20 protein-coding genes are annotated in these 23,005 nt (G+C 64.2%); 15 read left to right on the top strand and 5 right to left on the bottom strand.

The window, feature by feature from the left end:
* Positions 1 to 13 precede the first annotated feature (13 nt).
* Positions 14 to 1,324, top strand: coding sequence for a phosphopyruvate hydratase (locus GEV06_09890; protein MPZ18209.1), 1,311 nt, complete (start codon positions 14 to 16; stop codon positions 1,322 to 1,324).
* 35 nt (positions 1,325 to 1,359) lie between these two features.
* The gene (gene gpmA / locus GEV06_09885; GenBank protein MPZ18208.1) at positions 1,360 to 2,112 is read left to right on the top strand and encodes a 2,3-diphosphoglycerate-dependent phosphoglycerate mutase; all 753 of its coding nucleotides are present in this window, start codon (positions 1,360 to 1,362) and stop codon (positions 2,110 to 2,112) included.
* Positions 2,113 to 2,182: 70 nt separating this feature from the next.
* On the opposite strand, the gene GEV06_09880 is transcribed toward gpmA, so the two are convergent.
* Positions 2,183 to 2,482 carry a hypothetical protein gene (locus GEV06_09880; protein MPZ18207.1) on the bottom strand — a complete coding sequence of 100 codons (300 nt, stop codon included), beginning with the start codon at positions 2,480 to 2,482 and terminating at the stop codon, positions 2,183 to 2,185.
* Positions 2,483 to 2,814: 332 nt separating this feature from the next.
* Here GEV06_09880 and GEV06_09875 point away from each other — a divergent pair, with 332 nt between their 5' ends.
* The 4 genes from GEV06_09875 (at position 2,815) to GEV06_09860 (ending at position 6,870) form a co-directional block, all read left to right on the top strand.
* A complete protein-coding gene (locus GEV06_09875) occupies positions 2,815 to 4,365 on the top strand; it encodes a methylmalonyl-CoA mutase (protein MPZ18206.1) in 1,551 nt (516 codons plus the stop codon).
* 47 nt (positions 4,366 to 4,412) lie between these two features.
* Positions 4,413 to 5,222, top strand: a complete 810-nt coding sequence (locus GEV06_09870; protein MPZ18205.1) for an ATP-binding cassette domain-containing protein — start codon at positions 4,413 to 4,415, stop codon at positions 5,220 to 5,222.
* 102 nt (positions 5,223 to 5,324) lie between these two features.
* Complete coding sequence (locus GEV06_09865; GenBank protein MPZ18204.1) at positions 5,325 to 6,194, top strand: ATP-binding cassette domain-containing protein; 870 nt, start codon at positions 5,325 to 5,327, stop codon at positions 6,192 to 6,194.
* A gap of 28 nt (positions 6,195 to 6,222) precedes the next feature.
* Complete coding sequence (locus tag GEV06_09860; GenBank protein ID MPZ18203.1) at positions 6,223 to 6,870, top strand: methylated-DNA--[protein]-cysteine S-methyltransferase; 648 nt, start codon at positions 6,223 to 6,225, stop codon at positions 6,868 to 6,870.
* A 34-nt stretch (positions 6,871 to 6,904) separates the two neighbouring features.
* Here the strand turns inward: GEV06_09860 and GEV06_09855 are convergent, their stop codons facing one another.
* The 4 genes from GEV06_09855 to GEV06_09840 form a co-directional block, all read right to left on the bottom strand.
* A complete protein-coding gene (locus tag GEV06_09855) occupies positions 6,905 to 7,816 on the bottom strand; it encodes an ATP-binding cassette domain-containing protein (GenBank protein ID MPZ18202.1) in 912 nt (303 codons plus the stop codon).
* 360 nt (positions 7,817 to 8,176) lie between these two features.
* Positions 8,177 to 8,608, bottom strand: a complete 432-nt coding sequence (locus tag GEV06_09850) for a hypothetical protein (GenBank protein ID MPZ18201.1) — start codon at positions 8,606 to 8,608, stop codon at positions 8,177 to 8,179.
* A gap of 94 nt (positions 8,609 to 8,702) precedes the next feature.
* Complete coding sequence (locus GEV06_09845) at positions 8,703 to 9,278, bottom strand: hypothetical protein (protein MPZ18200.1); 576 nt, start codon at positions 9,276 to 9,278, stop codon at positions 8,703 to 8,705.
* A gap of 1 nt (position 9,279) precedes the next feature.
* Positions 9,280 to 10,545: an inositol-3-phosphate synthase gene (locus GEV06_09840; GenBank protein MPZ18199.1), complete on the bottom strand. Its 1,266-nt coding sequence runs from the start codon at positions 10,543 to 10,545 to the stop codon at positions 9,280 to 9,282.
* Between the two features lie 245 nt (positions 10,546 to 10,790).
* On the opposite strand from GEV06_09840, the gene GEV06_09835 reads away from it, so the two are divergent.
* The 9 genes from GEV06_09835 to GEV06_09795 all read left to right on the top strand — a co-directional run.
* Positions 10,791 to 11,273: a hypothetical protein gene (locus tag GEV06_09835; GenBank protein ID MPZ18198.1), complete on the top strand. Its 483-nt coding sequence runs from the start codon at positions 10,791 to 10,793 to the stop codon at positions 11,271 to 11,273.
* A 164-nt stretch (positions 11,274 to 11,437) separates the two neighbouring features.
* Positions 11,438 to 12,538, top strand: coding sequence for a TonB family protein (locus GEV06_09830; protein ID MPZ18197.1), 1,101 nt, complete (start codon positions 11,438 to 11,440; stop codon positions 12,536 to 12,538).
* Between the two features lie 16 nt (positions 12,539 to 12,554).
* A complete protein-coding gene (locus tag GEV06_09825) occupies positions 12,555 to 13,349 on the top strand; it encodes a hypothetical protein (protein ID MPZ18196.1) in 795 nt (264 codons plus the stop codon).
* Positions 13,346 to 14,401 carry a VWA domain-containing protein gene (locus tag GEV06_09820; GenBank protein MPZ18195.1) on the top strand — a complete coding sequence of 352 codons (1,056 nt, stop codon included), beginning with the start codon at positions 13,346 to 13,348 and terminating at the stop codon, positions 14,399 to 14,401. Before GEV06_09825 ends, GEV06_09820 begins: the two co-directional genes overlap by 4 nt.
* Positions 14,402 to 14,427: 26 nt before the next feature.
* A complete protein-coding gene (locus tag GEV06_09815) occupies positions 14,428 to 15,177 on the top strand; it encodes a ZIP family metal transporter (protein MPZ18194.1) in 750 nt (249 codons plus the stop codon).
* Positions 15,178 to 15,342: 165 nt separating this feature from the next.
* Entirely contained in the window at positions 15,343 to 15,960 is a 618-nt protein-coding gene (locus GEV06_09810; protein MPZ18193.1) for a BON domain-containing protein, read from the top strand.
* Between the two features lie 304 nt (positions 15,961 to 16,264).
* Positions 16,265 to 19,609, top strand: a complete 3,345-nt coding sequence (locus tag GEV06_09805; protein MPZ18192.1) for a hypothetical protein — start codon at positions 16,265 to 16,267, stop codon at positions 19,607 to 19,609.
* Between the two features lie 174 nt (positions 19,610 to 19,783).
* Positions 19,784 to 20,506: a hypothetical protein gene (locus GEV06_09800; protein MPZ18191.1), complete on the top strand. Its 723-nt coding sequence runs from the start codon at positions 19,784 to 19,786 to the stop codon at positions 20,504 to 20,506.
* A partial coding sequence (locus GEV06_09795) for a hypothetical protein (GenBank protein MPZ18190.1) occupies positions 20,496 to 23,005 on the top strand: 2,510 nt, incomplete at its 3' end. The genes GEV06_09800 and GEV06_09795, both read left to right, overlap by 11 nt.

The raw sequence follows: 23,005 nt of genomic DNA, 5'->3' as shown, positions 1-23,005 counted from the left end.
TCAAGGAGGCTGTGTGAAGATCCGACAGGTGGTTGCGCGTGAGATTCTCGACTCGCGAGGCAACCCGACGGTGGAAGTCGACGTAGAGCTGGAGGGTGGCGCGGGAGGCCGGGCGGCGGTGCCGTCCGGCGCATCGACCGGTGAGCGGGAAGCGCTCGAGCTTCGAGACGGTGACAAGTCTCGCTATTTGGGCAAGGGTGTCCAGAAGGCCGTCGGCAACGTCAACGGTGAGATCGCCCGAGCGGTCGTGGGAAAAGAGGTCGATCAGACGACGCTGGATCGGCTGCTCATCGATCTCGATGGCACGCCGACCAAGGGACGTCTAGGGGCAAATGCGATCCTCGGCGTCTCGATGGCGACACTCAAGGCGGCGGCGGCAGCAGCCGGCGTGCCTCTGTACGAGCACATCGGCGGGCTGCGTCGCGCGCTTGCAGACGGCGAGGCACCGAACCTGCTCCCAGTCCCCATGATGAACATTCTCAACGGTGGCGCGCACGCCGACTCGAACGTCGACTGTCAGGAGTTCATGGTGATGCCGGTCGGCGCTTCCTCGTTTGCCGAGGCGCTGCGGTGGGGCACAGAGGTCTTCCACAGCCTGCGCGCGATCCTCAAGAACAAGGGCCTCGGCACGGGCGTTGGTGACGAGGGTGGCTTCGCGCCGAACCTGCGCTCCAACCAGGAAGCGCTGGAGGTGGTGCTCGAAGCGGTGTCACGCGCAGGCCTGAAGCCCAGCGACCAGGTCTCACTCGCGCTCGACGTGGCCTCCAGTGAGCTCTGGAGCGGCGGCACGTACGTCTTCAAGAAGTCGGGGGACCGGACGCGCACATCGGACGAGATGGTCGCACTCTACGAGGACTGGGTGCGGCAGTACCCGATTGTCTCCATTGAAGACGGGCTCGCGGAGCAGGACTGGGACGGCTGGAAGATCCTCACGGCCAAGCTGGGAAATCGGGTTCAGCTCGTTGGTGACGATGTGTTCGTCACGAACCCGGCCATTCTCCAAGAAGGCATCGCGCAAGGTATCGCAAATGCGCTGCTGGTGAAGCTGAATCAGGTGGGCACCGTGACCGAAACGCTGGAAGCCATGGTGATGTCCTGGAAGGCAGGTTACGCCACGATCGTCTCACATCGTTCAGGCGAGACCGAAGATAGCACGATTGCGGACCTCGCCGTGGGAACACGTGCTGGTCAGATCAAGACGGGCTCGGCAAGCCGGAGCGATCGCACAGCCAAGTACAATCAGCTGCTGCGCATCGAAACAGAGCTGGGCACGAGCGCCAAGTACGCGGGCCGCGCGGCCCTCAAGCAGCTCGCCGCAGCGTAGGCGAGCCACGAAGGTCGTTGAAAGCGGAAGGCACCATGCATCGACTCGTACTGCTCCGCCACGGCGAGAGCGTGTGGAACAAAGAGAATCGCTTTACCGGCTGGACCGACGTCGATCTCTCCGAGGGCGGCGTCGAGGAAGCACGCCGCGGTGCTCGCCTGCTCGCAGGAGAAGGTTTTACGTTCGACGTCGCCTTCACCTCCGTGCTCAAGCGGGCGATCCGCACGTTGTGGATCGCGCTCGACGAAATGGATCTCATGTGGATTCCCGTGCACCGCGACTGGCGCCTGAACGAGCGGCACTACGGCGCCTTGCAAGGCCTGAACAAGGCGGAGATGGCGGCGCAACACGGCGAGGAACAGGTGAAGATTTGGCGCCGCAGCTACGACATCCCCCCACCGCCCCTCACGATGGATGATCCCCGTCATCCGTTGCACGATCGCCGTTACCACGCGCTCGGCCCCGAAGAGCTGCCGTCGGCCGAAGCGCTGAAGGATACGGTTTCCCGCTTTCTTCCCTATTGGCACGAGACCATCGCGCCTGCCATCCAACGCGGCGAGCGTGTGCTCGTCGCAGCCCACGGGAACAGTCTGCGCGCTCTGGTCAAGTACCTCGACAACATTTCAGACGCCGACATCGTGGGCTTGAACATTCCGACTGGGATTCCGCTCGTATATGAGCTGGATGGCTCGCTTGCACCGCGTAGTCATTACTATCTTGGCGATCCAGACGACGTCAGGCGAGCAGCCGAGCGCGTGGCGAGCCAAGGACAGGCACGCGGGGCCTGACCGGCTCCGCCAAGGCTACGGCGAGTCCGCCGAAGCTTTATGCGAAGGCGGAAGGCCGCGCGTCACTGTCTCACTCTACCTCTTCGGCGAACTCGTCAGGTGCAATTCGGAGGGAGCGCAAGAATCGTCGATCGTTGGCGCTCAGGACCAGTTCGGCCTGATGCCGCGTGACCCCTTTGGTGGTCGAGCTCTTCGCGACCGCCTTGCCCTTCAGTCGGGCAAATCCCACCGATGCTTCCAAGGACACCCGCATATCGAACCCGGCTGCGCGCGCACGGGCTTGAACTGCTGCCACTGCGGGATCCGCGGCAACGGCCGCCGCGATGGCATCGGCGAGATCCTTGACTAGGCGATTGACGGTATCGTCCATCGACTCATCTCCTCGCCACCACCGGGCTGGGTGCCGGGCGGCAGCCCGTGGCGCGACCGATCTCGAGAAGGGCAGGAGATCGACGATCGGGCGCTTGCGGGCGATTCATGGCTATGCGGCGAGCAGTGTGGGATTTATTTGCGATTCTAGCTGTCGCCTTCAACACTGTCAAGAAACGACCGTGTTTACAATAGTGCTTGGTGCAGCACACGGGGACCTTGGGAGATAGGGGACCGCCCTCAGTTTTAGGTAGGGCCGCCTCGCCGAGGCGGCCGACGGCGCGGGAGGCTGACGCGCCCTACCATCGAGCTTGTGAGCCAAGAGTTCGAGAAATGCCAAACGTTGTGGATACACCAGCTGATCTTGGCCCGTGGGAGTATACGCGCGACGGAGGGTACCCGGGCCGGTTCCCATTCACGCGTGGAATCCATCCCACGATGTACCGCGGTCGTCTGTGGACGATGCGGCAGTACGCCGGCTTCGGCACGGCGGGCGAATCCAACCAACGGTATCGCTATCTCCTCTCGCACGGCGTCACGGGCCTCAGCGTCGCCTTCGATCTCCCCACGCAGATGGGCTACGACTCCGATCATCCGCTTGCGGCGGGGGAGGTGGGCCGCGCGGGTGTGGCAATCGACTCGATCGAAGACATGGCGGAGCTCTTTGCCGGTATTCCGCTCGATCGTGTGTCGACGTCGATGACCATCAACGCGACCGCCATCATCTTGCTGGCGCTCTCAATCGCCACGGCAAGGCGCCAGGGTGTCGCGCCGCGAGCGCTCTCCGGCACCGTACAAAACGACATCTTGAAGGAGTACGCAGCCCGCGGCACCTATATCTATCCACCGCGGCCCTCACTCCGTATCGTAACCGACATCTTCGAGTACTGCGAGGCCGAGCTGCCGAACTGGAACACGATCTCCATCAGCGGCTACCACATTCGCGAGGCAGGTGCGACCGCCGTTCAAGAGCTGGCGTTCACCTTCTCCAACGCCATCGCGTACGTCGAAGCCGCACGCGCGCGGGGCCTCGACATCGACGCGCTCGGTCAACGTCTCTCGTTCTTCTTTGCCTGTCACAACGACTTTCTCGAAGAGGTGGCCAAGTTCCGCGCCGCACGCCGTCTCTGGGCCCGCCTGATGCGCGAGCGGTTCGACGTCACGAACCCCCGTGCCCAACAACTGCGCTTCCACACGCAAACAGCGGGCAGCACGCTCACCGCGCAGCAATCGAACAACAATATCGTCCGCGTGACGATTCAAGCGCTGGCGGCTGCGCTTGGGGGGACGCAGTCGCTCCACTGCAACGCGCGCGACGAGGCATTGGCGCTTCCCACCGAAGAATCCGCGCGGATCGCGTTGCGCACGCAGCAGATCGTCGCCCACGAAAGCGGTGTGGCGAACACGGTCGATCCGGTCGCCGGTGCGTACACCATCGAGCGGCTCACGGACGGGATCGAGCAGCAGGTGTGCGAGATCATCGATCGTATCGATCGGCTCGGCGGCACCCTCACGGCCATTGAGTCCGGTCTCGTGTCGCGCGAGATTCAGGAGTCGGCCTACGCTGCGCAGCAGGCTATCGAGCAGGGAGAGACGGTGATCGTAGGCGTCAATCGCTTCTGTGCGAGCGAACCGGTCCGCCCAGAGGTGCTCGCCATCGACGCAGCGATCGAGCGGAAGCAAATAGAGCGTGTGCGCGCTGTACGCGCCGGCCGAGATCAAGCCGCTTGTCGCCTGGCGCTCGAACATGTCGCCCGCACCGCACGCGATGTGTCGAATCTGGTGCCGCCGATCGTCGCTGCGGTCGAGGCACGCGCCACGCTCGGCGAGATCGCGGACACCCTCCGCTCGGTGTTTGGAGAACATCAGCAGGTTTCGGATTGAAGGGGTCAGGGTCAGGGCGCCCTCTCATCTCGCAGCTTCGTCGGACCATGACACGCGACGGCCAGTCTCTGCTCGAGATCGATCAGCTCACGGTCGGCTTTCCCTCCCCCAACGGGTGGGTTCACGTCGTCTCGGAAGTGAGCTTGACTATCGCGCGCGGTGAAGTGCTGGCGCTGGTCGGCGAATCTGGGTGCGGCAAGACGATGACCGCTCTGGCCCTCCTGCGGCTCACGCCGCCGCCGGGTCGAATCCTGGGCGGCTCCGTTCGCTTCGAGGGGCGAGAGCTGACCACGCTCTCCGAGCCAGAGATGCAGCTGGTGCGTGGCGCACGGATTGGGCTCATCTTCCAAGAGCCCATGAGCGCGCTCAACCCGGTGCTGACAATCGGGCGGCACATAGAAGAAACCTTGCGCGTGCACGGCATGACCGTGCCCGATCCGCGAACGCGTGCGGTCGAGCTGCTTACCGAAGCCGCGGTGGACGACCCGGCGCGGCGCCTGGACCAATACGCCCATCAACTCTCGGGAGGCCTGCGCCAGCGTGCGCTCATTGCCCTCGCGCTGGCCTGTCGGCCCGTGCTGCTCATTGCCGACGAGCCGACGACTGCGCTGGACGTCACGATTCAGGCGGAGATTCTCGACCTGCTCGCACAGCTGAGAAAGAAGCATGGCCTCGCGCTGCTCTTGATCTCGCATGACCCCGATGTGGTTGCGCACACGGCCGATCGTGTCGCCGTGATGCAAGCTGGACGCATCATCGAGGAGGCACCCGTGCGGACGTTGTTCGAGGCGCCACAGCACCCTTATACGGTCGATTTGATGCGCGCTGGGCGACTGGGCGGGCGGGTGACGGGGTGACAGGGTGACAAGGTGACATCCGTGGAGGGCGCGGACAATATTGGCGAGGTGAAGGCGGCAGGCGATCGAGGGCCAGAAGGCAACGGCTCTCTTTGCCCGCTGATCGAGGTATGCGGTCTCGTCAAGACATATCCTCGAGGCCAAAGTCTCTTTCGGCGCTCAGACGATGTGCGGGTCGTCGATCGGGTGAGCTTTGCCATCGATGAAGGGGAGGCGCTGGCCTTGGTCGGCGAATCGGGCAGCGGGAAGAGCACGACGGGACGCTGCCTCTTGCGGCTCGTGGAGCCGACCGACGGCGAGGTCCGGTTCCGCGGCGAGAACGTGCTCGCCTTTTCACGTCAGCGCTTGCGCCGCGCTCGCCGTGAGATGCAGATGGTCTTCCAGGATCCTTACTCGTCGCTCAATCCACGGATGCGGGTCGGGCCCATCGTCGAGGAGCCGTTGATCATTCACGCGCTTGGGTCGCGATTGGAGCGCCAGACACGCGTCACTGAGCTGTTCGAGCAGGTGGACCTCGACGCTTCCATGACCCGGCGCTACCCGCACGAGCTGAGCGGTGGTCAACGTCAACGTATTGGTCTGGCGCGCGCGCTCGCGCTCAATCCGTCGTTCATCGTGTGCGACGAACCAGTATCCTCGCTCGATGCTCCCGTCCAAGCGCAGATCGTCCAGCTTCTCGCCGATCTTCAGCGACGGCTACGTTTGACGTATCTCTTCATTACGCATGACCTGCGCCTGGTCGAGCATTTTTGCGCACGCGTCGCCGTCATGTACCGTGGACGTATCGTGGAGCTCGCATCGTCGGCCAGCCTCTTCGAGACGCCGCAGCATCCCTACACCCGCGCCTTGCTGTCGGCAGCGCTGGGGTCGGATCCCGGCCAGCGCGGCACTCGGGTAAGATTCGATCAGACAACATTCGATCCGGATACCAATCTGCGCGAGGTGGCGCAGGATCACTGGGCGGCAATCTAAGTGGTCCGGTGCACAAAGACAGAACATCATGACCTCAACCCTTCAATCCGTGAGCGACATGGAGCCCGGTTTCCGCGACGCGTTTGCACGGTTGCTCGGCGCCCCGTCCGCGCCGACTCGTGGCGATGAATGCATCGTCATGTCCTGGGTGGAGAGCCCACTGGGCCTGCTCGTTGCAGGTGCTTCCACACGTGGACTTTGCTTGCTCGAGTTCAGCAATCCTCGGCGCCTTGCAACCCAAGTCGCGAGCCTTCGACAACGCTTTCAGTGTCGTCTGGTGCACGGAGAGCACGCGTTACTCGACCAGCTGAGCGACGAGCTTGGCTGCTATTTCGCGGGAACACTGACCGAGTTCACACTTCCGTTGGACTCCCCCGGCACCGAGTTCCAGCGGCGTGTGTGGGACACGCTACGGCGCATTCCCTACGGGGAGATGCGCTCGTACAACCAGATCGCCCGCGAGCTCGACAGCCCAGGCGCATCTCGTGCGGTTGGCCATGCCAATGGTCTCAACCGTGTGTCCATCGTGATTCCCTGTCATCGCGTCGTCAACGCAGATGGCAAGCTAGGTGGATATGGCGGCGGGCTGTGGCGAAAGCAGTACCTGCTCGATCTCGAACAGGGCAAGCGGCGACTGATCCTGGGCGACCAGCTTTCACCGCTCCCAGGGGCATAGCGCGGGGCCCCGAGCGAAAGGTACCCGGTTCCAATTACTGATTACTGGCGGTGTCGACGGCAGTTTTCGGGCCACGCGGCCGGGAAGGCGCCCTCTTTGCCTTGCGGGCGTCCTTCTCGATGTGGCCGTCGCGAAGGTTGATGACACGCTGCGCGTTCGCGGCGATGTCGGGCTCGTGGGTGACCAGGATGATGGTGTGGCCTTGCTTGTGGAGGCGATCGAACAAGGCCATGATCTCGTCGCCGGTCTTCGTATCGAGGTTGCCGGTCGGCTCGTCGGCGAGGAGGATCGACGGATTGTTGACGAGCGCACGCGCGACCGCGACACGTTGACGCTGGCCGCCGGAGAGCTCGTTTGGCCGGTGTCCCATGCGGTCGGCGAGCTCGACACGCTCGAGGGCAGCGGTGGCGCGCTGGATACGGTCTGGAGAGCCCACGCCCGCGTAGACGAGCGGGAGCTCCACATTGTGAAGGGCCGTCGCACGCGGCAAGAGATTGAACGTTTGGAACACGAATCCAATCTCCTCGTTACGGATTCGTGCGAGCTCGTCGTCGTCCATCTGGCTGACCTCCTTGGTGTTCAGGAGGTAGGTCCCCCGCGACGGCGTGTCGAGGCAACCAATCAGGTTCATGAGGGTCGACTTGCCCGACCCGGAAGGCCCCATGATGGCGACGTACGCGCCTCGCTCGATCTCAATGGATACGCCGCGCAGCGCATGAATCTCCTCTGCGCCCATCAAGTAGGTTTTCCACAGGTCTCGCGTCTCGATTAACGCCATAGTCGTTCCCTCAGGATATCGGGACCCGCATCGCCGGCACGAGAGGAACGTGCACCTCGAGCTCTCGAACCTCGTCCGGCGGCGCCGGAAATCGAGCGCGCACGACCCTCCGCTGGCCCGCCTCGAGCGCCCTGAGATCCCTCGACGTGTCAGGGCGCTCCTGCCCATCTCGTAGGACGAACAATTTACGGCCCTGGTTCGCTCTGGCCTGCGCCAAATAGACATCGGCGAGGGTGCCGCGGTCAGGCGCCGCCGACGCGAAGCGCTGGCTCAAGTCAATCGAGCCCGGCTCGCTCGACGTGTTGAGCAGTGCGAGCTCCAGCGCAATCGTCGCGGCCGAGTCGCGCCTGAGGGAGATCACCTGCACCTTCAATGTGCGCTCGTCGCCAACCGCTTCGGCTAGGGGCTTCGGCGCCTCGGCCGGTGGCTCGGCTGCCGCACTGGCCGGTTGGGACGTCTCCGTCTCCTCGCCGCATGCGCCCGTGCAGAGCGCCAGCAGGATCACAGCGGGCGTCCAGCTGCGCCACGTCACCGGCTGGCCTCCTCACGAAACAGCGCGGCGCCGAGAATCCCGCCAAGCGTGGGAATAACGAGACAGAGGAGGAAGAAGATGAGCGTGAGAACCACCATCATGGCCGCCTGGCTCCCATCCTGTTGACGATCCATCAGCTCGGCAAGCTGTCGGGAGAGCGACGGCGTTGCCACGCCGGCGCTGGCAAACGGGATCGATAATACGAGGCTCGTGGCGAACCCGGTCACACCAGCCATCATTCCCACCACGGCGCCGTCCGTGAACGAGAGCGGGGTGGGACGCTGCCGCTCGGCGAGATAGGCCGCGACGAGGCCACCGCTCACCAGCCACAGGCCACAGCAGTTCGCCACCTGAACGTACGGAATCGCCGTGAGCACGCCGATCAGGAGCCCGCCTACGACGCCCGGTTGCAGCTTCGTACGTCTCATGCCTCCTCCTCAAAGGTAAGGCGCGCTTGCCGGAAAAGGTACCCGGTTCCTTTTCCGGCGAGGCGTCCCTACCTAAGATCTCCATCGGCGGCTGCTACGCGTTCGGTGCTGGTGGTGCCGGTGGTATCGGTGGCGGCGGCGACGTGGGCGGCTCCCCTGGCGTCTGTGGAATGCCAGGTGGGAGGACCACGAGCTGCCCTTCCTGCGTTCCGCCCGGAGGCAGCTTGCTCTGGAAGATCGCCGTGCCGATGAGACCACCGACCGCGGCCATGACCGCCGTCACGCAGAATCCAATGAACGCAAAGAAGACGCTCAGAGCGCCAACGCCTACCTGCTCGATGATCTCGCGCGCGTCGGGCGGCATCTCACGCATCATCTCCGAGAGGCGCTCGTGAAATGGACCGCCAATCGGTGGCGGTAGCAAGCTCACGAACATGCCAACCAAGCTCGAGACGAGGAACCCCAGGATGCCCGCGAGCAATCCGACCAGCGCACCGTCGCCGTACGAGATGGGGAGTGGTTGGTTCTGCTGGAGCAAGTACGCGGCCAGCACACCGCCTCCCACCACCCACAGGCAACAGCAGACGTTCACCATGTTGACGAACGGCAACCCCGAAAGGATGCCAATCGTCAAGCCGGCAAGCAGTGCAGGCTGCAGTTTGCTCGACACGTCAGTCGTAATACTCGCGCCCGAGGTGTGTGATGAGCTCCTCGCCGCGCAAGTACCGGAGTGTGTTCTTCAGCTTCATCAGCTGAATGAACAGATCGTGCTCAGGATACACGGTCGGTGCGTGCATCGGGCTCTTGAAATAGAAGGAGAGCCACTCCTGGATGCCTACGAGCCCCGATCGCTGTGCGAGATCGAGGAAGAGCGCCAGATCCAACACGATCGGAGCGGCCAGGATACTATCTCGGCACAGGAAGTTCACCTTCAGCTGCATGTCGTAGCCGAGCCAGCCGAACAGATCGATGTTGTCCCACCCCTCTTTGTTGTCGCCGCGCGGCGGGTAGTAATTGATGCGAACGACGTGGCAGATGTCGTCGTAGAGATCCGGGTAGAGCTCGGGCTGGAGAATGTAATCGAGCACCGACGCCTTGCTGGTCTCCTTCGTCTTGAACGATTCGGGATCGTCGAGGACTTCGCCGTCGCGATTACCGAGAATGTTGGTCGAGTACCAACCGTGCACGCCCAGCATGCGGGCCTTGAGGGCCGGGGCAATCACGGTCTTGATGAGCGTCTGGCCTGTCTTGAAGTCCTTGCCTGCGAGCGGCACCTGCTCGCGCGCCGCCAGCGCTACGAGCGCCGGTACGTCGACGGTGAGGTTGGGTGCACCATTGGCGAATGGCACCCCTTCTCGAATCGCCGCGTAGGCGTAGACCATGCTCGACGGGATCGACTCGTCGTTGGCTGCAAGCGCCCGCTCGAAGGATTCGACCGACTGGTGAGCCGGTGTTTGTTCCATGTAGATCTCGGTGCTGCCACACCAGATCATCACAAGGCGCGCGAGACCATGGCTCTCTTTGAAGCGCCGGATGTCGTCGCGCACCTGGTCGGCGAGATCGCGCTTCGTCTGGCCCTTCTTGGTGTGCGAACCGTCGAGCCGTTTGACATATCGGCGATCGAAGACGGCCGTCCAAGGCGTGATGGCTTCGAGCTCCGGCCTCACCGCAGCTCGTAGCTGCTCGTCCAACACGCCGGCGGTCGTGGCCGCTTCGTAACAGTTGTCTTCGAAGATGTCCCATCCGCCGAACACCAGGTCGTCGAGTGACGCGAGTGGGACGAAGTCGCAGATGAGCGGCGAGCGTCCTTCGGACCGCTTGCCGAGTCGGATGGTCGCCATCTGCGTGAGCGATCCGATCGGCTTTGCGAGGCCTTTGCGGACCGCTGCCACGCCCGCAATGGTGGTTGTGCTGACGGCGCCAAGGCCGACCAGCAGGACGCCAAGTTTTCCGTGCGCTGGTGCAATCTCCGGTGAGCTGTTCACGGCAGGTCACTATATCATCGGGTTAGGGCCAAGGGCAGGGACGGATCAAAGGGATCAAGGGGTCAAGGGGTCAAGGGGTCAAGGGGTCAAGGGATCAAGGGGTCAAGGGGTCAAGGATGTGGGGGCGAGTCTTTCGCGACAGTCCGGTCTTCCGTTGGTTGAGTGGGAACAGCGGTCAATACGACCTCCCTGTCTCGATGAGCAGCGTGCGGATCGGCGATCGGCTGCTCTACATAGGCGGTGCCGATATGGGGCTGCTCGCGCTCCTCGCGACACGAACCGGGTTGAGCGGCAGCGCACGCTCACTCGTTGCAGACGAAGCTGCCGCGGCCCGTGTCCGGCAGGCGGCTGAACAACGAGGTGTGCTCGTGGAGGTGACCACGGAAGACCTCCAGGCTGGGTTTCCGTTCGACGCTGACGCCTTCGACGTCGCGATTGTCGACGCCAGTGCATCGTTGCCGCCGCTCGACTACAGCGAGGTGCGCCGCGTGCTTCGGCCCGGCGGCCGGGTAGTCGCGCTCGCCGGTTGCGCACGCCGGCGCCTCATGGGCAAGCCGCCCACGCCGGTGGGTCGCGGTGAACAGCTGCGCCAGGCGCTGGGTGGCGCCTTCCCCGCCGCGCGCATTCTCGCCGAACGTGATGGCTGGGTCTTTGTCGAAGCTTTGAAGGGACGAGGGTAGGAGGTTCAGACTGTCACCCTTGGGGGCCAACTCGTCGCCCGTTCTTGTCGTCGGTGGGTGACGCGGCGGCCTGACCCCCGTCCCTGGCCCCCGTCCCTGGCCTGTCGCCCCTGTGTCCTTTGCCCCTTGGCGCCAGGCAAGCTTTTTGCCCATGGTAATAGCACGTGGCGACGGTCTCCCACATCCGTTCGGCGCTCACACGAGAGGCAGCGCCAGAGAGCCCTGACGTCTACACGCCGCATGAGCTGGCGCGAGCCGCGGGCACACCGGTGGCACGGGTGCGCGCGCTCCTGGACGAAGGACGTATTGCGACGGTCGCCGGCGAATTCATCGCGCACGCCGGGGCGGTTCGGGTCGGCCGTGCTCTGAAGGCTGGCGAGCCGATCTCGCCACCGCATGCAGGATCCGCCTTTGTTTCCAGGGCGGTGGCGCTCTTCGCGACACGCCTCCCGATGCGGCGAGCGCCAGGCGCGGTGGCGGTGTCTTCGGCCGTTCATGGGCTCGTCGCTCTGCTTCTGATTCTGCTGGCGATACCGGGCGTTGGCGGCGAAGAAACGACCGACGTGGGCCACCTGCAGCAGGAACCGGCGCGGCTCGTATACCTGTCGTTGCCGGGCCCAGGTGGCGGCGGAGGTGGCGGCGGCCAGCAGGAGCCGAAGCCGGTGCCGCGCGCGAAGCGAAAGGGCACGAGCCTGTTGAGCAGCCCAGTGCCCGAGCCGGAGCCCCCACCTCCGGTGGAGCCGCCCCCAGAGCCGGAGCCCCCGCCGCCCATGCACCTCGAGCCGCTGCGCGCACCAATCGTTGCCGTGCCCGCCGAAACCGAGGAGCAGACCGGCGTGCTCGAGCCGCGGCAGGCCGAGGAAGAAAGCCAGGGCGCCGGTCAAGACAAAGGCGCAGGTGATGGTGCGGGCGTCGGCCGCGGCGACGGCGAAGGCTCGGGTGCCGGGGAGGGCTTCGGCGGCGGCACCGGAGGGGGACCGTACAGACCGGGCAGCGGTGTAGAGCCGCCCGTCATCGTGCGCGAGGTCAAGCCGGACTACACCGAGGAGGCCCGGCGCCGGAACATCATTGGCGAGGTCCTCCTCGAAGTCGTCGTCCAACGCGACGGGACCGTGGGGGACGTTCGCATGCTGCGCGGGCTGGGCTTTGGCCTCGACGACCAAGCTATGCGAGCCGTCAAGCAATGGCGGTTCAGGCCGGCAACACTGAGGGACGTCCCGGTGGATGTCCTGGTCGAAGTGGCTGTGGACTTCAACCTGAGATAGCGCTCGGATCAACACGATGCTGCTCATCACCCTCCTCTCACTCGCGGCGGCGGTTGCCGCGGCGGTGCTCGCGTGGCGCGTCACACAGGAGGCACAGCGGCGCTCCGACGCCCGCGTGGCTGTGTTGATGGCGGAGATCGGGGCCCTGCCATCGCATGGCTCCTCGGAAGCTGTCTCGCCGGGTCACGCGGATGGCTCGACGCGCGAACCTGGCCGCGAGCCGCACGCCGCGCCTCCCGTGCCAGCAGAGACCGCTGGAGCATCCAGCCCGATCTCGCCCACTGACGACCCAGAGACATTCGTGCACGACGAAAAAGTGCTGGTGTCCACTCTCTTCGCTCAGCAGACTGCGCCTGGCGCGGCGCGGCCCGTCCCGCTGTGGGCGCTCGTGGTCGGGGTTGCGGTGCTGCTCGGCGGTGGTCTCGTCGCGGTTTCGGCGTTATCGTCGTCATCAGGAGCCCGCCAGCCAGCCGCAACCGCTGCGGCCTCTGCGCCGCTGGAGCTGCTCTCGCTCGAGCACGAGCAGGAGCGTGACACCGTCGTCGTGAGCGGTGTCGTGCGCAATCCTGCGGATGCGGATGTGCGCCGTGGGATTACTGCGGTTGTATTCTTCTTCGATACACAGGGCCGGCCGCTGCGGCACACGGGCGCGCCGGACCAACTGTCATCGCTCGCACCTGGCACCGAGGCGCCTTTCACGGTGCGCGCATCACTGCCTGCCGGGGCGAGCCGCTTGCGTGTGAGCTTCCGGCAGAATAACGGCAGCGCGGCGCCGCATGTCGATCTTCGCCGCGCAGGAGGAGCGCCATGACACGCCGGACCTTTAGGTCAGTGGCCGTCCTCGCCGTGCTTGCCGGGCCGGTCTCGTCTGGGACGGTGGCCGCACAGCAAGAGCCGGATGAGCGTTTTCGGTTCCGCAGCGGCGTCGAGCTGATCAACGTCACCGCCACCGTGACGGACGGCGACGGCCGGTTCGTCTCTGGCCTACGCAAGGAAGACTTCACTGTCTTCGAGGACGACGAAGCCCAGACCATCACGCATTTCTCCGCCGAGCGTGTTCCGGTGAGCCTGGGGCTCGTGGTCGATACGAGCAACAGCATGGCGGGAGAGAAGATTGTCGCCGCGCGACGGGCGCTGGCACGCTTTCTCGAGCGCCTCGGTCCGGATGACGAGGTCTTCATCTCGATATTCGGAGATCAGGTGGAGGAGCTGCACGACTGGTCGCGAGATCGCGCGTCATTGCGTGAGGCGCTACGCCAGCTTCGGCCGCAGGGCGGAACGGCGCTCTACGATGGAGTCAGCGATGCAGTCGAGAAAGCGCAGAGCGGCCGGAATCGCAAGAAGGCAGTCGTGGTCCTCTCCGACGGAAACGACACGACCAGCCACACCAGCGTCGGCGACCTCAAGACGCTCATCCAGCAAAGTGAGGTGCTCGTTTATGCGATTGGCATCGAGGGCAACGGCGGTTCGAGCTTCACGTTGATGGGTGGCGGTGGCGGCGGTCAACAGTTCCCGCCGATCGGTCGACCCTTTCCAGTGCCGGGCGGCAGGCCGCAGTGGCCGCCAACGAGACGGCCGCCCACCATGCCGCGGGGACGGGTTATGCGAGGCGACTACGGCCTGAACGTGCGCGCGCTGCGCGAGTTCGCCGACCAGACGGGCGGACGCACGGAAATCGTCTCGGAGTTCGATGACATCGATCCGGCAGTGGCGAGCATCGCCGACGAGTTGAGCCGGCAGTACTTGCTTGCATACGCGCCGCCGCGAAGCGAGAAGGATGGTAAGTGGCACACGATTCGGGTCGAGGTCGACAAGCGTGGCCACACCGTGCGGGCCAGGCGAGGCTATCTTGCTGCATCGTGACCCCTGACGCCTGCTAATATCCCCGCGTGCCCTTACTCGTCTTTGCGCTGCTTCTCAGCGCCCTTGGTAGTCTCGCAGGTGCGCTGGTCGCTTCGATCCTGTTTCTGTTCGACGGTCGCGTTCGCGATCGCCTCGTCTCGTGGTTGGTTAGCTACGCTGTTGGAACGCTGCTTGGCCTGGCGCTACTGGGACTGGTTCCTGAAGCGCTCGAAGTGCTCCCCCCCACCGAGGTGTTCGGCTCGCTCGTTGCCGGCATTCTCACGTTCTTCATCCTCGAGAAACTGCTGCTCTGGCGGCATTCTCACGAACCGGCCCACACGTCCAACCATTCCAGTGCCGCATCCTTGGTCATCGTGGGCGACGCCTTTCACACGTTCGTCGACGGGGCGATCATCAGCGCCGCCGTTCTCACCTCACCCGCCCTGGGGGTCACGACCGCCATTGCCGCTGCCGCCCACGAGCTCCCGCAGGAGCTGGGCGACCTCGCGATTCTGCTCGGGGCTGGCTTCTCGAAGCGGCGCGCGTTCACCCTGAACCTCGCTTCTGGTGCGACGGGAATGCTCGGAGCGTTGAGCGTGTACTTCGCGCTCGGACCGATCCCGACCGTCCTCCCGTACGTGCTTTCCTTTTCGGCCGGGAGCTTCCTCTACGTGGCCATGGCCGACCTCATCCCGAGCCTCCACCGCGGACACGTGGCAGTGCATCCTGTCGCCCAGGTCATCTTGATTGGCGCCGGACTTGGAACGCTAATTCTGCTCGAACGCCTCACCCATTGAGATAGGCGTCAGGGTCAGGGGCCAGCAGGCATCAGGCGTCACGCCTCCCAGTGTCCCCTGATCTGCCCCTACTGATGCCTGTTTCCTGCCCCCCTGACGCCTGCTGATCCCTGATCCCTGACGCCTGACGCCTGTCTCGTTGGCACGACCTTTGATATTCCAGGGATGTTGGAGGGCGCTGGACGAGGCCCGCGACCGACAGCGCTAACAATCATGGCAAGACGGTTTGTTCGATACTTCATATCTGTAGGCCTGATGGGCATCCTTCTTGGTGCGGTTCCCCTGTACGCCGACGCACGCACTGATGCGCGCATCTTTCGGGATGCGGCGGCGGTAGCCAACAACTACGTCTACTTCACGGTATTCGACGATATCCGCGCGGCCGTTGACGATGGCGTCGTCACGCTCAGCGGCAGCGTTACCATGCCGTACAAGGTCAAGGACATCGAGCGGCTTGTCGCGAAGGTTGACGGCGTTCGCAGCGTGCGCAACGAGATCACCGTGCTGCCGGTCTCGCAGTTCGACGACGACCTGCGCTTCCGCATCGCGCGCGCCATCTACGGCAACCCGTCGTTTTGGCAGTACGCCACGCAGCCCAACCCGCCGATTCACATCGTCGTGAGCCGCGGGCAGGTAACGCTGACGGGGGTCGTGCAGAGTGACGTGGACCGCATGTTGGCGCAATCGCTGGCAAGCTCCTCGAGCGCGTTTTCGGTGAAGAACGAGCTGAAGACCGATGCCGAGATGCGCACGGCGCTCACCCGGAACGGCATCGAAAGGTAGAGAACGGACGGCACTGCAGAACGTACGGTACCCTCGAAACGTCATACTGTGGACCCTTCGCGGTGCTGCGGCTGGTCTTTGCGACAGCGCAGCGCCGCCGCGGAAGCACGGTTCTGCCCACCCAGCCACCCGCCCGCCAGCAGGATATGTATCTTGGTGCGGACGCACTGTATCTCTGCTATAGACGAGCAGCTCTGCTTTACATCAGAACACAAAGCAGTTATCGGCTGAGCTTTCGCAATTTCTGAGCTTACGCCTGTTCGGATCGGTGAGCCCGGGCGTTCTCATACTAAAGGGTGCAACCATGGTCCTGTCCGCACGCCATCTCCCGGCGCTACGGCGCAGCTACGGCCTCGGTCTGCTTTGGGTGCCGTTCGCCTGCTCACTCCTCGTCCTGCTGCTCCTGCCCACTGGCAGCACGGCTGAAGGCCTACCGATGCGCACGTTCTCCCGCGCACAGGGTGTGGCATCCAACCGGGTTCTCCGCATCGTCCGTGACCCGAAAGGCTTTCTTTGGTTTTGCACTGCCAACGGTGTGAGTCGTTTCGACGGTAGCCGATTCACAACGTACGGCCCTGACCAGGGACTCCCGTTCTCCGTCGTCAACGACCTGCTTATTACACGTGACGGGCGATATCTCATCGCAAGCAACGGTGTCGGCGTCATCACGTTCGACGTTTCGTCGCGGCCGGACGCGGCGAGATCGCGTCAACGCTCCGCTCCGCCCTCAGGCACGCATGCCTGGCGATTCCGCGCCCATCCCGTCAGCGAGCAGGCGCAGAGCAACCGCGTGAACGTACTCCTCGAGGATCGACAGGGCCAAGTGTGGGTGGGGACCGACGGCGGACTCTTCGTGCTGAATGACTTGCGGGAGCCATTGCGACCTACTCGCGTGTCACTCGTCGAGCGGCCACGAGACTGGTCGATACGTGTGTTCGCCTTGGTTGAGGATCGGGAAGGAAGTCTGTGGATTGGAAGTGGCGCTGGGCTTACGCGACGACTGCCGGATGGCGACCTCGTGCGCTATCGCTGGCCAGCGGACATCGGTCATGTATGGGCGTTGACGCGGGACGCGGCGGGTCGGCTTTGGATCGGACACGACCACGGCCTGAGTGTAATCATGCCGGAGCCGGCCGCATCACTCAACGTCAAGAACGACCTTGTCACACTTCGGGTGGGGGATCGATCTGCGAAGGACGGTGCCATCGTGCTTCCAACGAGGCCCGGGGAGGCGCAGACGTGGAGCGGCGGGGTTCATCACATTCCGACAGCGGTGTTCGCATTGGCGCTCGCCCGTGATGGCCACGTGTGGATATCGGGCTTCAACCGGCTCGTCGAGTTCGATGGCCGGACTTTCCGGTCGCACGAGATCCCGTTTCTCTTGAGTTGGAGCGACGTGGCAGGGGTGATCCAAGATGACGACGGTCATATATGGGCTGGGACGTTGGCCAATGGCGCCATGCGATTCGCACGAAACGGCTTTCAACCCTTCACCGAGCCGCAAGGTGCTAGTGGCCTGCGAGGTCCGCTCTTCGAGACTCGTGACGGCCGGCTGTGCGCGCGCGCGCTAGGCGCGTTCCTGGGTTGCCTTGACGGCGATCGGTTCGTCGTGACCGGGCGACAGTCGTGGGAACAGCGCGACATTCTGGAGGATCGCACCGGTCAGTGGTGGGTGGCCACCAGCCATGGGTTGCATCGCTTCCCAGCCAGTGCTCGGCTAGCAGATCTGCCTCAGACGCGCCCGCTGCGAAGTTACGACACTCGGGACGGGCTGCCCAACGACGACGTCACGCAGCTGTACGAGGATGCCAGGGGCGACATCTGGATTAGCCCTTTCCAGGTCGGCCATCGGGTCCTGGCTCGATGGGAACGCACGACTGACCGCCTGGTGATCTACTCAGATGCCGATGGGTTACCAGCGTTTGACACCCCAATGAACTTTGCCGAGGACCATTCGGGAACGCTCTGGGTCGGGTTGCGCGCCGGCGGCTTGGTCCGATACCGCAACGGCCGCTTCACAGTGTTTGGTCAGCGTCATGGCATTCCTGCGGGATACACGTCGCTTTATGTCGACCGCTCGGGTCGACTGTGGGTGGCGGGCAATATCGGTGGCGTTCTTCGAATTGATCGGCCTGATGGGGTGCCGCTCCGAGGCACGCGATACACGACTGCGCAGGGACTCACCACGAATCAAGTGTACGATGTCACTGAAGATACCTTTGGGCGCATCTACTTCGCCACCGCGCAGGGCGTGAACCGCCTGAATCCAACCACTGGTCACATCAGGCGATACACCGAGTCAGATGGCTTGGCTTCCGACGAAGTTGCGAACGCGTTTCGCGATCGACGCGGCGCATTGTGGTTCGGCAGCGCGTCGAGCGGCTTGACGCGCTACGTTCCCACGCCCGACCCGCCCACGAGGGCACCAGCGGTCGCTATCGATCGCACCCTTGTCGATGATCGCGCCGTACCGCTGAGCGTACTTGGCGAGGCCGCCGTCGTGCTCGGGGTGATCCCAGGCGCGGGGCCATTGCAGATTGACGTCGTGGGATCGAGCTTCCGGACGGGCGGTCAGGTTCGCTACCAGTACAAGCTCGAAGGCGCCGACGAAGAGTGGAGCCCGCCGACAGACCGGCGAAGCGTGCGGTACGCACGGCTCGCGCCTGGAAGCTATCGATTTCTCACCCGCGCGGTCACGGCAGACGGCGTCGTAAGCGCGCGGCCGGCGTCGGTGACCTTCCGTATCCTCCCGCCCATCTGGCTCCGCTGGTGGTTCCTCGTGCTGGGTGCGCTGGCCATCGCTGCGCTGGCTGTGGTCGTTCACCGCTATCGCGTGTCGCGGCTAGTCGAGCTCGAACGCGTCCGCGTGCGCATCGCGACGGATCTGCACGACGATATTGGCTCGAACCTCTCCAAGGTCGCGCTCTTGAGCGGTGTCACGTCGCAGCAGGTGGCGCAGAAGTCCCCCGAGGTTGCCGAGCGGCTATCGTCCATCGCCAACATCTCTCAAGAATCGGTCGACGCGATGAGTGACATCGTATGGGCGATCGATCCCACCAAGGACCGACTCCACGATCTCGTGCTGCGCATGCGGCGCTTCGCCAGCGACGTGTTCACGGCGCGCGAGATTGCGCTGCGCTTCGTCGCCCCGGCGTCGGACGAGGACCTCCCGCTCAGCACCGACGTCCGCCGCGAGCTGTTCCTGATCTTCAAGGAAGCGGTCAACAACGTCATCCGCCATGCAGCCTGCACAACGGCCGAGATCGACCTTCGCATCCACGCGGGGAGCGTTGCGTTAGCGATTCGGGACGATGGCAAGGGGTTTTGTCTCGAGCAGGAGGCATGTGAAGGCAACGGCCTGACGAGCATGGAGCGGCGCGCCCGGGCGCTCGATGGTGAGCTCGAGGTGGCCTCCTCCCCTGGCACCGGGACCTGCGTCAAGGTCACGGTCCCGATCCGGCGGCACGGCCGCCGCCGGGGCGCCCTTCACAAAGGCGGCCGTCGGGAGAAGCTCCACATCTCCTCCAAAACCAAGACCGCAGATCCCGGGGCGGTCACACCGTCTGCTGCGGTGACGGCAGAGCCACCCGCACGCTCGAGGGACGACGCTATGCCGGCGCCGCCACGTCGAGCGACATCTCCGCAGTAATGCGGGACCAAACGCGGCCTCCGACATAGATGTCCCTCAGCGCCAACGGTTGGGTAGCCGCCCGGAACTGCGCGTACCCCGTTGTTTGCTCAGCCAGCTACCCCCCACTCATGTAGGGGATAGAGCGGATCCGTTCTTGCTACAATCCGGACGTCTCAGGTGAGGAGGTGAGCTGTGAGGGATCACTCGGGTCCGTTCCGGTCGCGTTTCTGTCTGGTCGTCATTGGGCTGTCCGTTTTCCTTCTTGCGGCAGAGCGCGTGTCGGCGCAGCTCCTGTACGGCAGCATCCTCGGCGTCGTCGTCGATGCGCAAGGGGCGGTGATCCCTGGCGCGACCGTGACGATCGTCAACAAGGCAACCAACCTCACGCGCGAGACAACCACCGACGCCGGGGGCGCCTACAACTTCGTGAACGTCCTGGCTGGGCCGTATGACGTCAAGGTCGCCCTCGAGGGGTTTCGTGAAGCGACTCGATCCGACGTGCCCGTCACGGTCGGTCAAATCAGCCGCGTGAACCTGAAACTGGAAGTCGGTGCGTTGAGTGAAGGCGTCACCGTCACGTCGGCCGCCGAGCTCCTGCAGACGGACAAGGCAGATGTTCGCACGGAGGTGAACTCCACGGAAATCACGAACCTCCCGCTCAATCAGTTCCGAAACTATCAATCGCTGGTGGTGCTCGTGCCTGGCTCGTTGCCGCCGGCCTTCCAGAACGCCGAGACCGACACGCCGCAACGTACACTGAACATGAACGTCAACGGGCAAGGTGGCGCCGCCAACACCACGCTGATCGACGGCGCCAGGAACGTGAACGTCGGGCTGCCGCACCACAACGTTTACGTCCCACCCGCCGAGACGATTCGACACGGTCAACGTCACGACGAGCAGCATGGACGCTGAAGAAGGGATGACCGCCGGGGTGGCGATTACCGTGACGACCAAGTCGGGCACGAACAACTTCAAGGGCTCGGCGTTCGAGTTCTTCAACAACGAGTCGCTGAACGCGACCCCGTATTACTTCGGCCGCGGTGAAGCGCCTGAAAAGCTTCCGATCGAGCGCCAGACGTTCGGTGGGACCCTCGGCGGTCCGATCCGCCGCGACCGGCTGTTCTTCTTCGGATCGTACGAGGGCTACATCAGCCGGCTCGAGGAGTTCGAGTTCTACGACGTGCCGGATCCGGCGCTACGCAACGGCGACTTCAGCAACGCGCTGAATGCGGACGGCACGCGGCAGCGCATCTATGATCCCATGAGCGGCGATCCTACTACTGGCACGGGCCGCACGCCGTTTCCCGGCAGTGTCATCGCGCCCGATCGGATTCACCCGATCTCGAAGGAGCTGCTCGCGATGTATCCCCTGCCCAACGTCGAAGGCACGGGCGCGGGCGGTCTCACTGACAACTATCGGACGACGCGCCGCAATACGACCGATCGCCACCACTACGACCTGAAGATCAACTGGAACCGAACGGCGGCGCACCAGATCTGGGGCAAGTTCAGCCACATGAATGCGCTGGTCGACGACCTGCTCACGTTCCCGATTGGCAGCAATGATGGCGATGGCGGCGACACGAAGGTGTATCTGGTCACCGCGGGGCAGACCTGGTCTCTCACCCCAACGCTGCTGTTGGACAGCTCGTTCGGTGCGTCGGTCTTCGATCAGTTCGTCAGCTCACCTGACTTCGGCTTGGGCATGCTGGGCCTGGACCTGGGCATTCCTGGCACGAACGACCAGGGGCGTGGGGATCCGCGCTACGCCGGCATGCCGCAATTCTCGACGGGGTTCAGCGCGCTCGGTGACACACCGTCGTGGACCCCGACCTATCGCGACGAGAAGACGCAATCGTTCAGCACCAACATCACGAAGCTTGCCGGCAGGCACGAGCTGAAGGGCGGATACTTCCTGAACCACCTCACCCTGGACAACTGGCAGCCCGAGCGGGCCAACCCGCGCGGGAGCTTCGTTTTTGCCGAGAACGCGACCAGGACCTTCGGGGCAGGATCGCAGACAGCGAACTTCTACAACGAGTACGCAGCGTTTCTGCTCGGCCTCGTGGGCACCGCAGGCAAGAGCTACCAATACGAGCTGTTCACCGGACGCGAGTGGCAGCATGCGCTCTTCTTCCGCGATCGCTGGACGGTGAATCAGAATCTCACGCTGGATCTGGGCATGCGTTGGGAGTACTACCCGATCATGAAGCGCGCGGACCGGCAGATCGAGATGCTCGACTTGGAGACGCTTGATGTCCTGATTGGCGGCGTTGGCGGCAATCCAGAGAACATGGGTCTGGAGGCGCCGAAGGACGCGTTTGCGCCGCGCGTCGGCGCGGTTTACCGCCTGGACGACGACACGGTGATTCGGAGCGGTTACGGTAGCACGCTCGACGCTCGAGGGATGGCTGCGCAAGAGGCATTCCGCGGAGACTTCAGCTATCCGCTCGTCCTCAACGGGAGCTTCGAGACGCCTGCGGAGATGTCCCAGTTCGGCTGGTACGGAACCCTCGATCAGGGTATACCGCTGCTGGAAGGCCCGGACTTGAGCAGCGGCCGCGTGCCGCTGCCGAACACCGTCGGCATGCAGACGGCGGTGCCAGGGTCCACGCATCGGGGACGGACGCACTCATGGAACGTGGCGCTGGAGCGGCGGCTGCCGTTCGACCTCTCAATCGACGTCGCTTATGTCGGCAACAGGCTGGTCGATGGTCTCCCGCCTTCAGAAGGCACGACGATCAACATCAACAACGTGCAGCAGCTCGGCGGCGGGGAGACGGATCGACCCTACTTCCAGTCGCACGGACGACAGCTCGACATCACCACTTATGCGCCGTATCGGAAGACGACGTACCACGCGTTACAGATTGGTGTGACCAGGCCACTGACCGACGGGCTGCTCCTCAAGGGACACTACACCTATAGCCGGTCGATGGCGCTCAGACCTCATCCCGAGCGCCAGTACGAGCTTCCAACGCCGGAGGCACAAGCGCGCAACTGGGCGCGCGCGGACACCGACCGGCCCCACGTCCTCCAGATGGCGTTTGTCTATCAGCTTCCGTGGCACAGCGACGGAGGCCACGGCGGTCTCGCGAAGGCCCTGATCAACGACTGGCAGATCAACGGGATCTTTGCGGCGTTCAGTGGCTCGCCGTTCACGGTCACGGCAGACGACACCGTGTTGAATACACCCGGCAACACGCAAACGGCGGATCTCGTCGGCGAGGTGAACGAAATTGGCGAGATCGGTGCGGCGGGCTACTACTTCGATCCCAGCGCTTGGACGCAGCCCGAGGGTGTCCGCTTCGGGAACACACTCCTGAACCAATTCCGCGGTCGTGGCGGCTGGAACCTGGATCTCTCGGTATTCCGTGCATTCCCGCTCGGCGGAACCCACCGGCTGGAAGC

The sequence above is a fragment of the Luteitalea sp. genome (genome assembly GCA_009377605.1).
GTDB lineage: Bacteria > Acidobacteriota > Vicinamibacteria > Vicinamibacterales > Vicinamibacteraceae > WHTT01.
Note: the sequence above shows the minus strand (reverse complement) of the source record. Positions and strands in the feature narration are given on the sequence as shown.

What these genes read in the sequence shown, in the direction of transcription:
- gpmA (MPZ18208.1), top strand. Translation starts at nt 1,360, where the DNA reads ATGCATCGACTCGTACTGCTCCGCCACGGCGAGAGCGTGTGGAACAAA.
- GEV06_09880 (MPZ18207.1), bottom strand. Translation starts at nt 2,482, where the DNA reads ATGGACGATACCGTCAATCGCCTAGTCAAGGATCTCGCCGATGCCATC.
- GEV06_09875 (MPZ18206.1), top strand. Translation starts at nt 2,815, where the DNA reads ATGCCAAACGTTGTGGATACACCAGCTGATCTTGGCCCGTGGGAGTAT.
- GEV06_09870 (MPZ18205.1), top strand. Translation starts at nt 4,413, where the DNA reads ATGACACGCGACGGCCAGTCTCTGCTCGAGATCGATCAGCTCACGGTC.
- GEV06_09860 (MPZ18203.1), top strand. Translation starts at nt 6,223, where the DNA reads ATGACCTCAACCCTTCAATCCGTGAGCGACATGGAGCCCGGTTTCCGC.
- GEV06_09855 (MPZ18202.1), bottom strand. Translation starts at nt 7,816, where the DNA reads ATGGGCAGGAGCGCCCTGACACGTCGAGGGATCTCAGGGCGCTCGAGG.
- GEV06_09850 (MPZ18201.1), bottom strand. Translation starts at nt 8,608, where the DNA reads ATGAGACGTACGAAGCTGCAACCGGGCGTCGTAGGCGGGCTCCTGATC.
- GEV06_09835 (MPZ18198.1), top strand. Translation starts at nt 10,791, where the DNA reads ATGAGCAGCGTGCGGATCGGCGATCGGCTGCTCTACATAGGCGGTGCC.
- GEV06_09825 (MPZ18196.1), top strand. Translation starts at nt 12,555, where the DNA reads ATGCTGCTCATCACCCTCCTCTCACTCGCGGCGGCGGTTGCCGCGGCG.
- GEV06_09820 (MPZ18195.1), top strand. Translation starts at nt 13,346, where the DNA reads ATGACACGCCGGACCTTTAGGTCAGTGGCCGTCCTCGCCGTGCTTGCC.
- GEV06_09810 (MPZ18193.1), top strand. Translation starts at nt 15,343, where the DNA reads ATGTTGGAGGGCGCTGGACGAGGCCCGCGACCGACAGCGCTAACAATC.
- GEV06_09805 (MPZ18192.1), top strand. Translation starts at nt 16,265, where the DNA reads ATGGTCCTGTCCGCACGCCATCTCCCGGCGCTACGGCGCAGCTACGGC.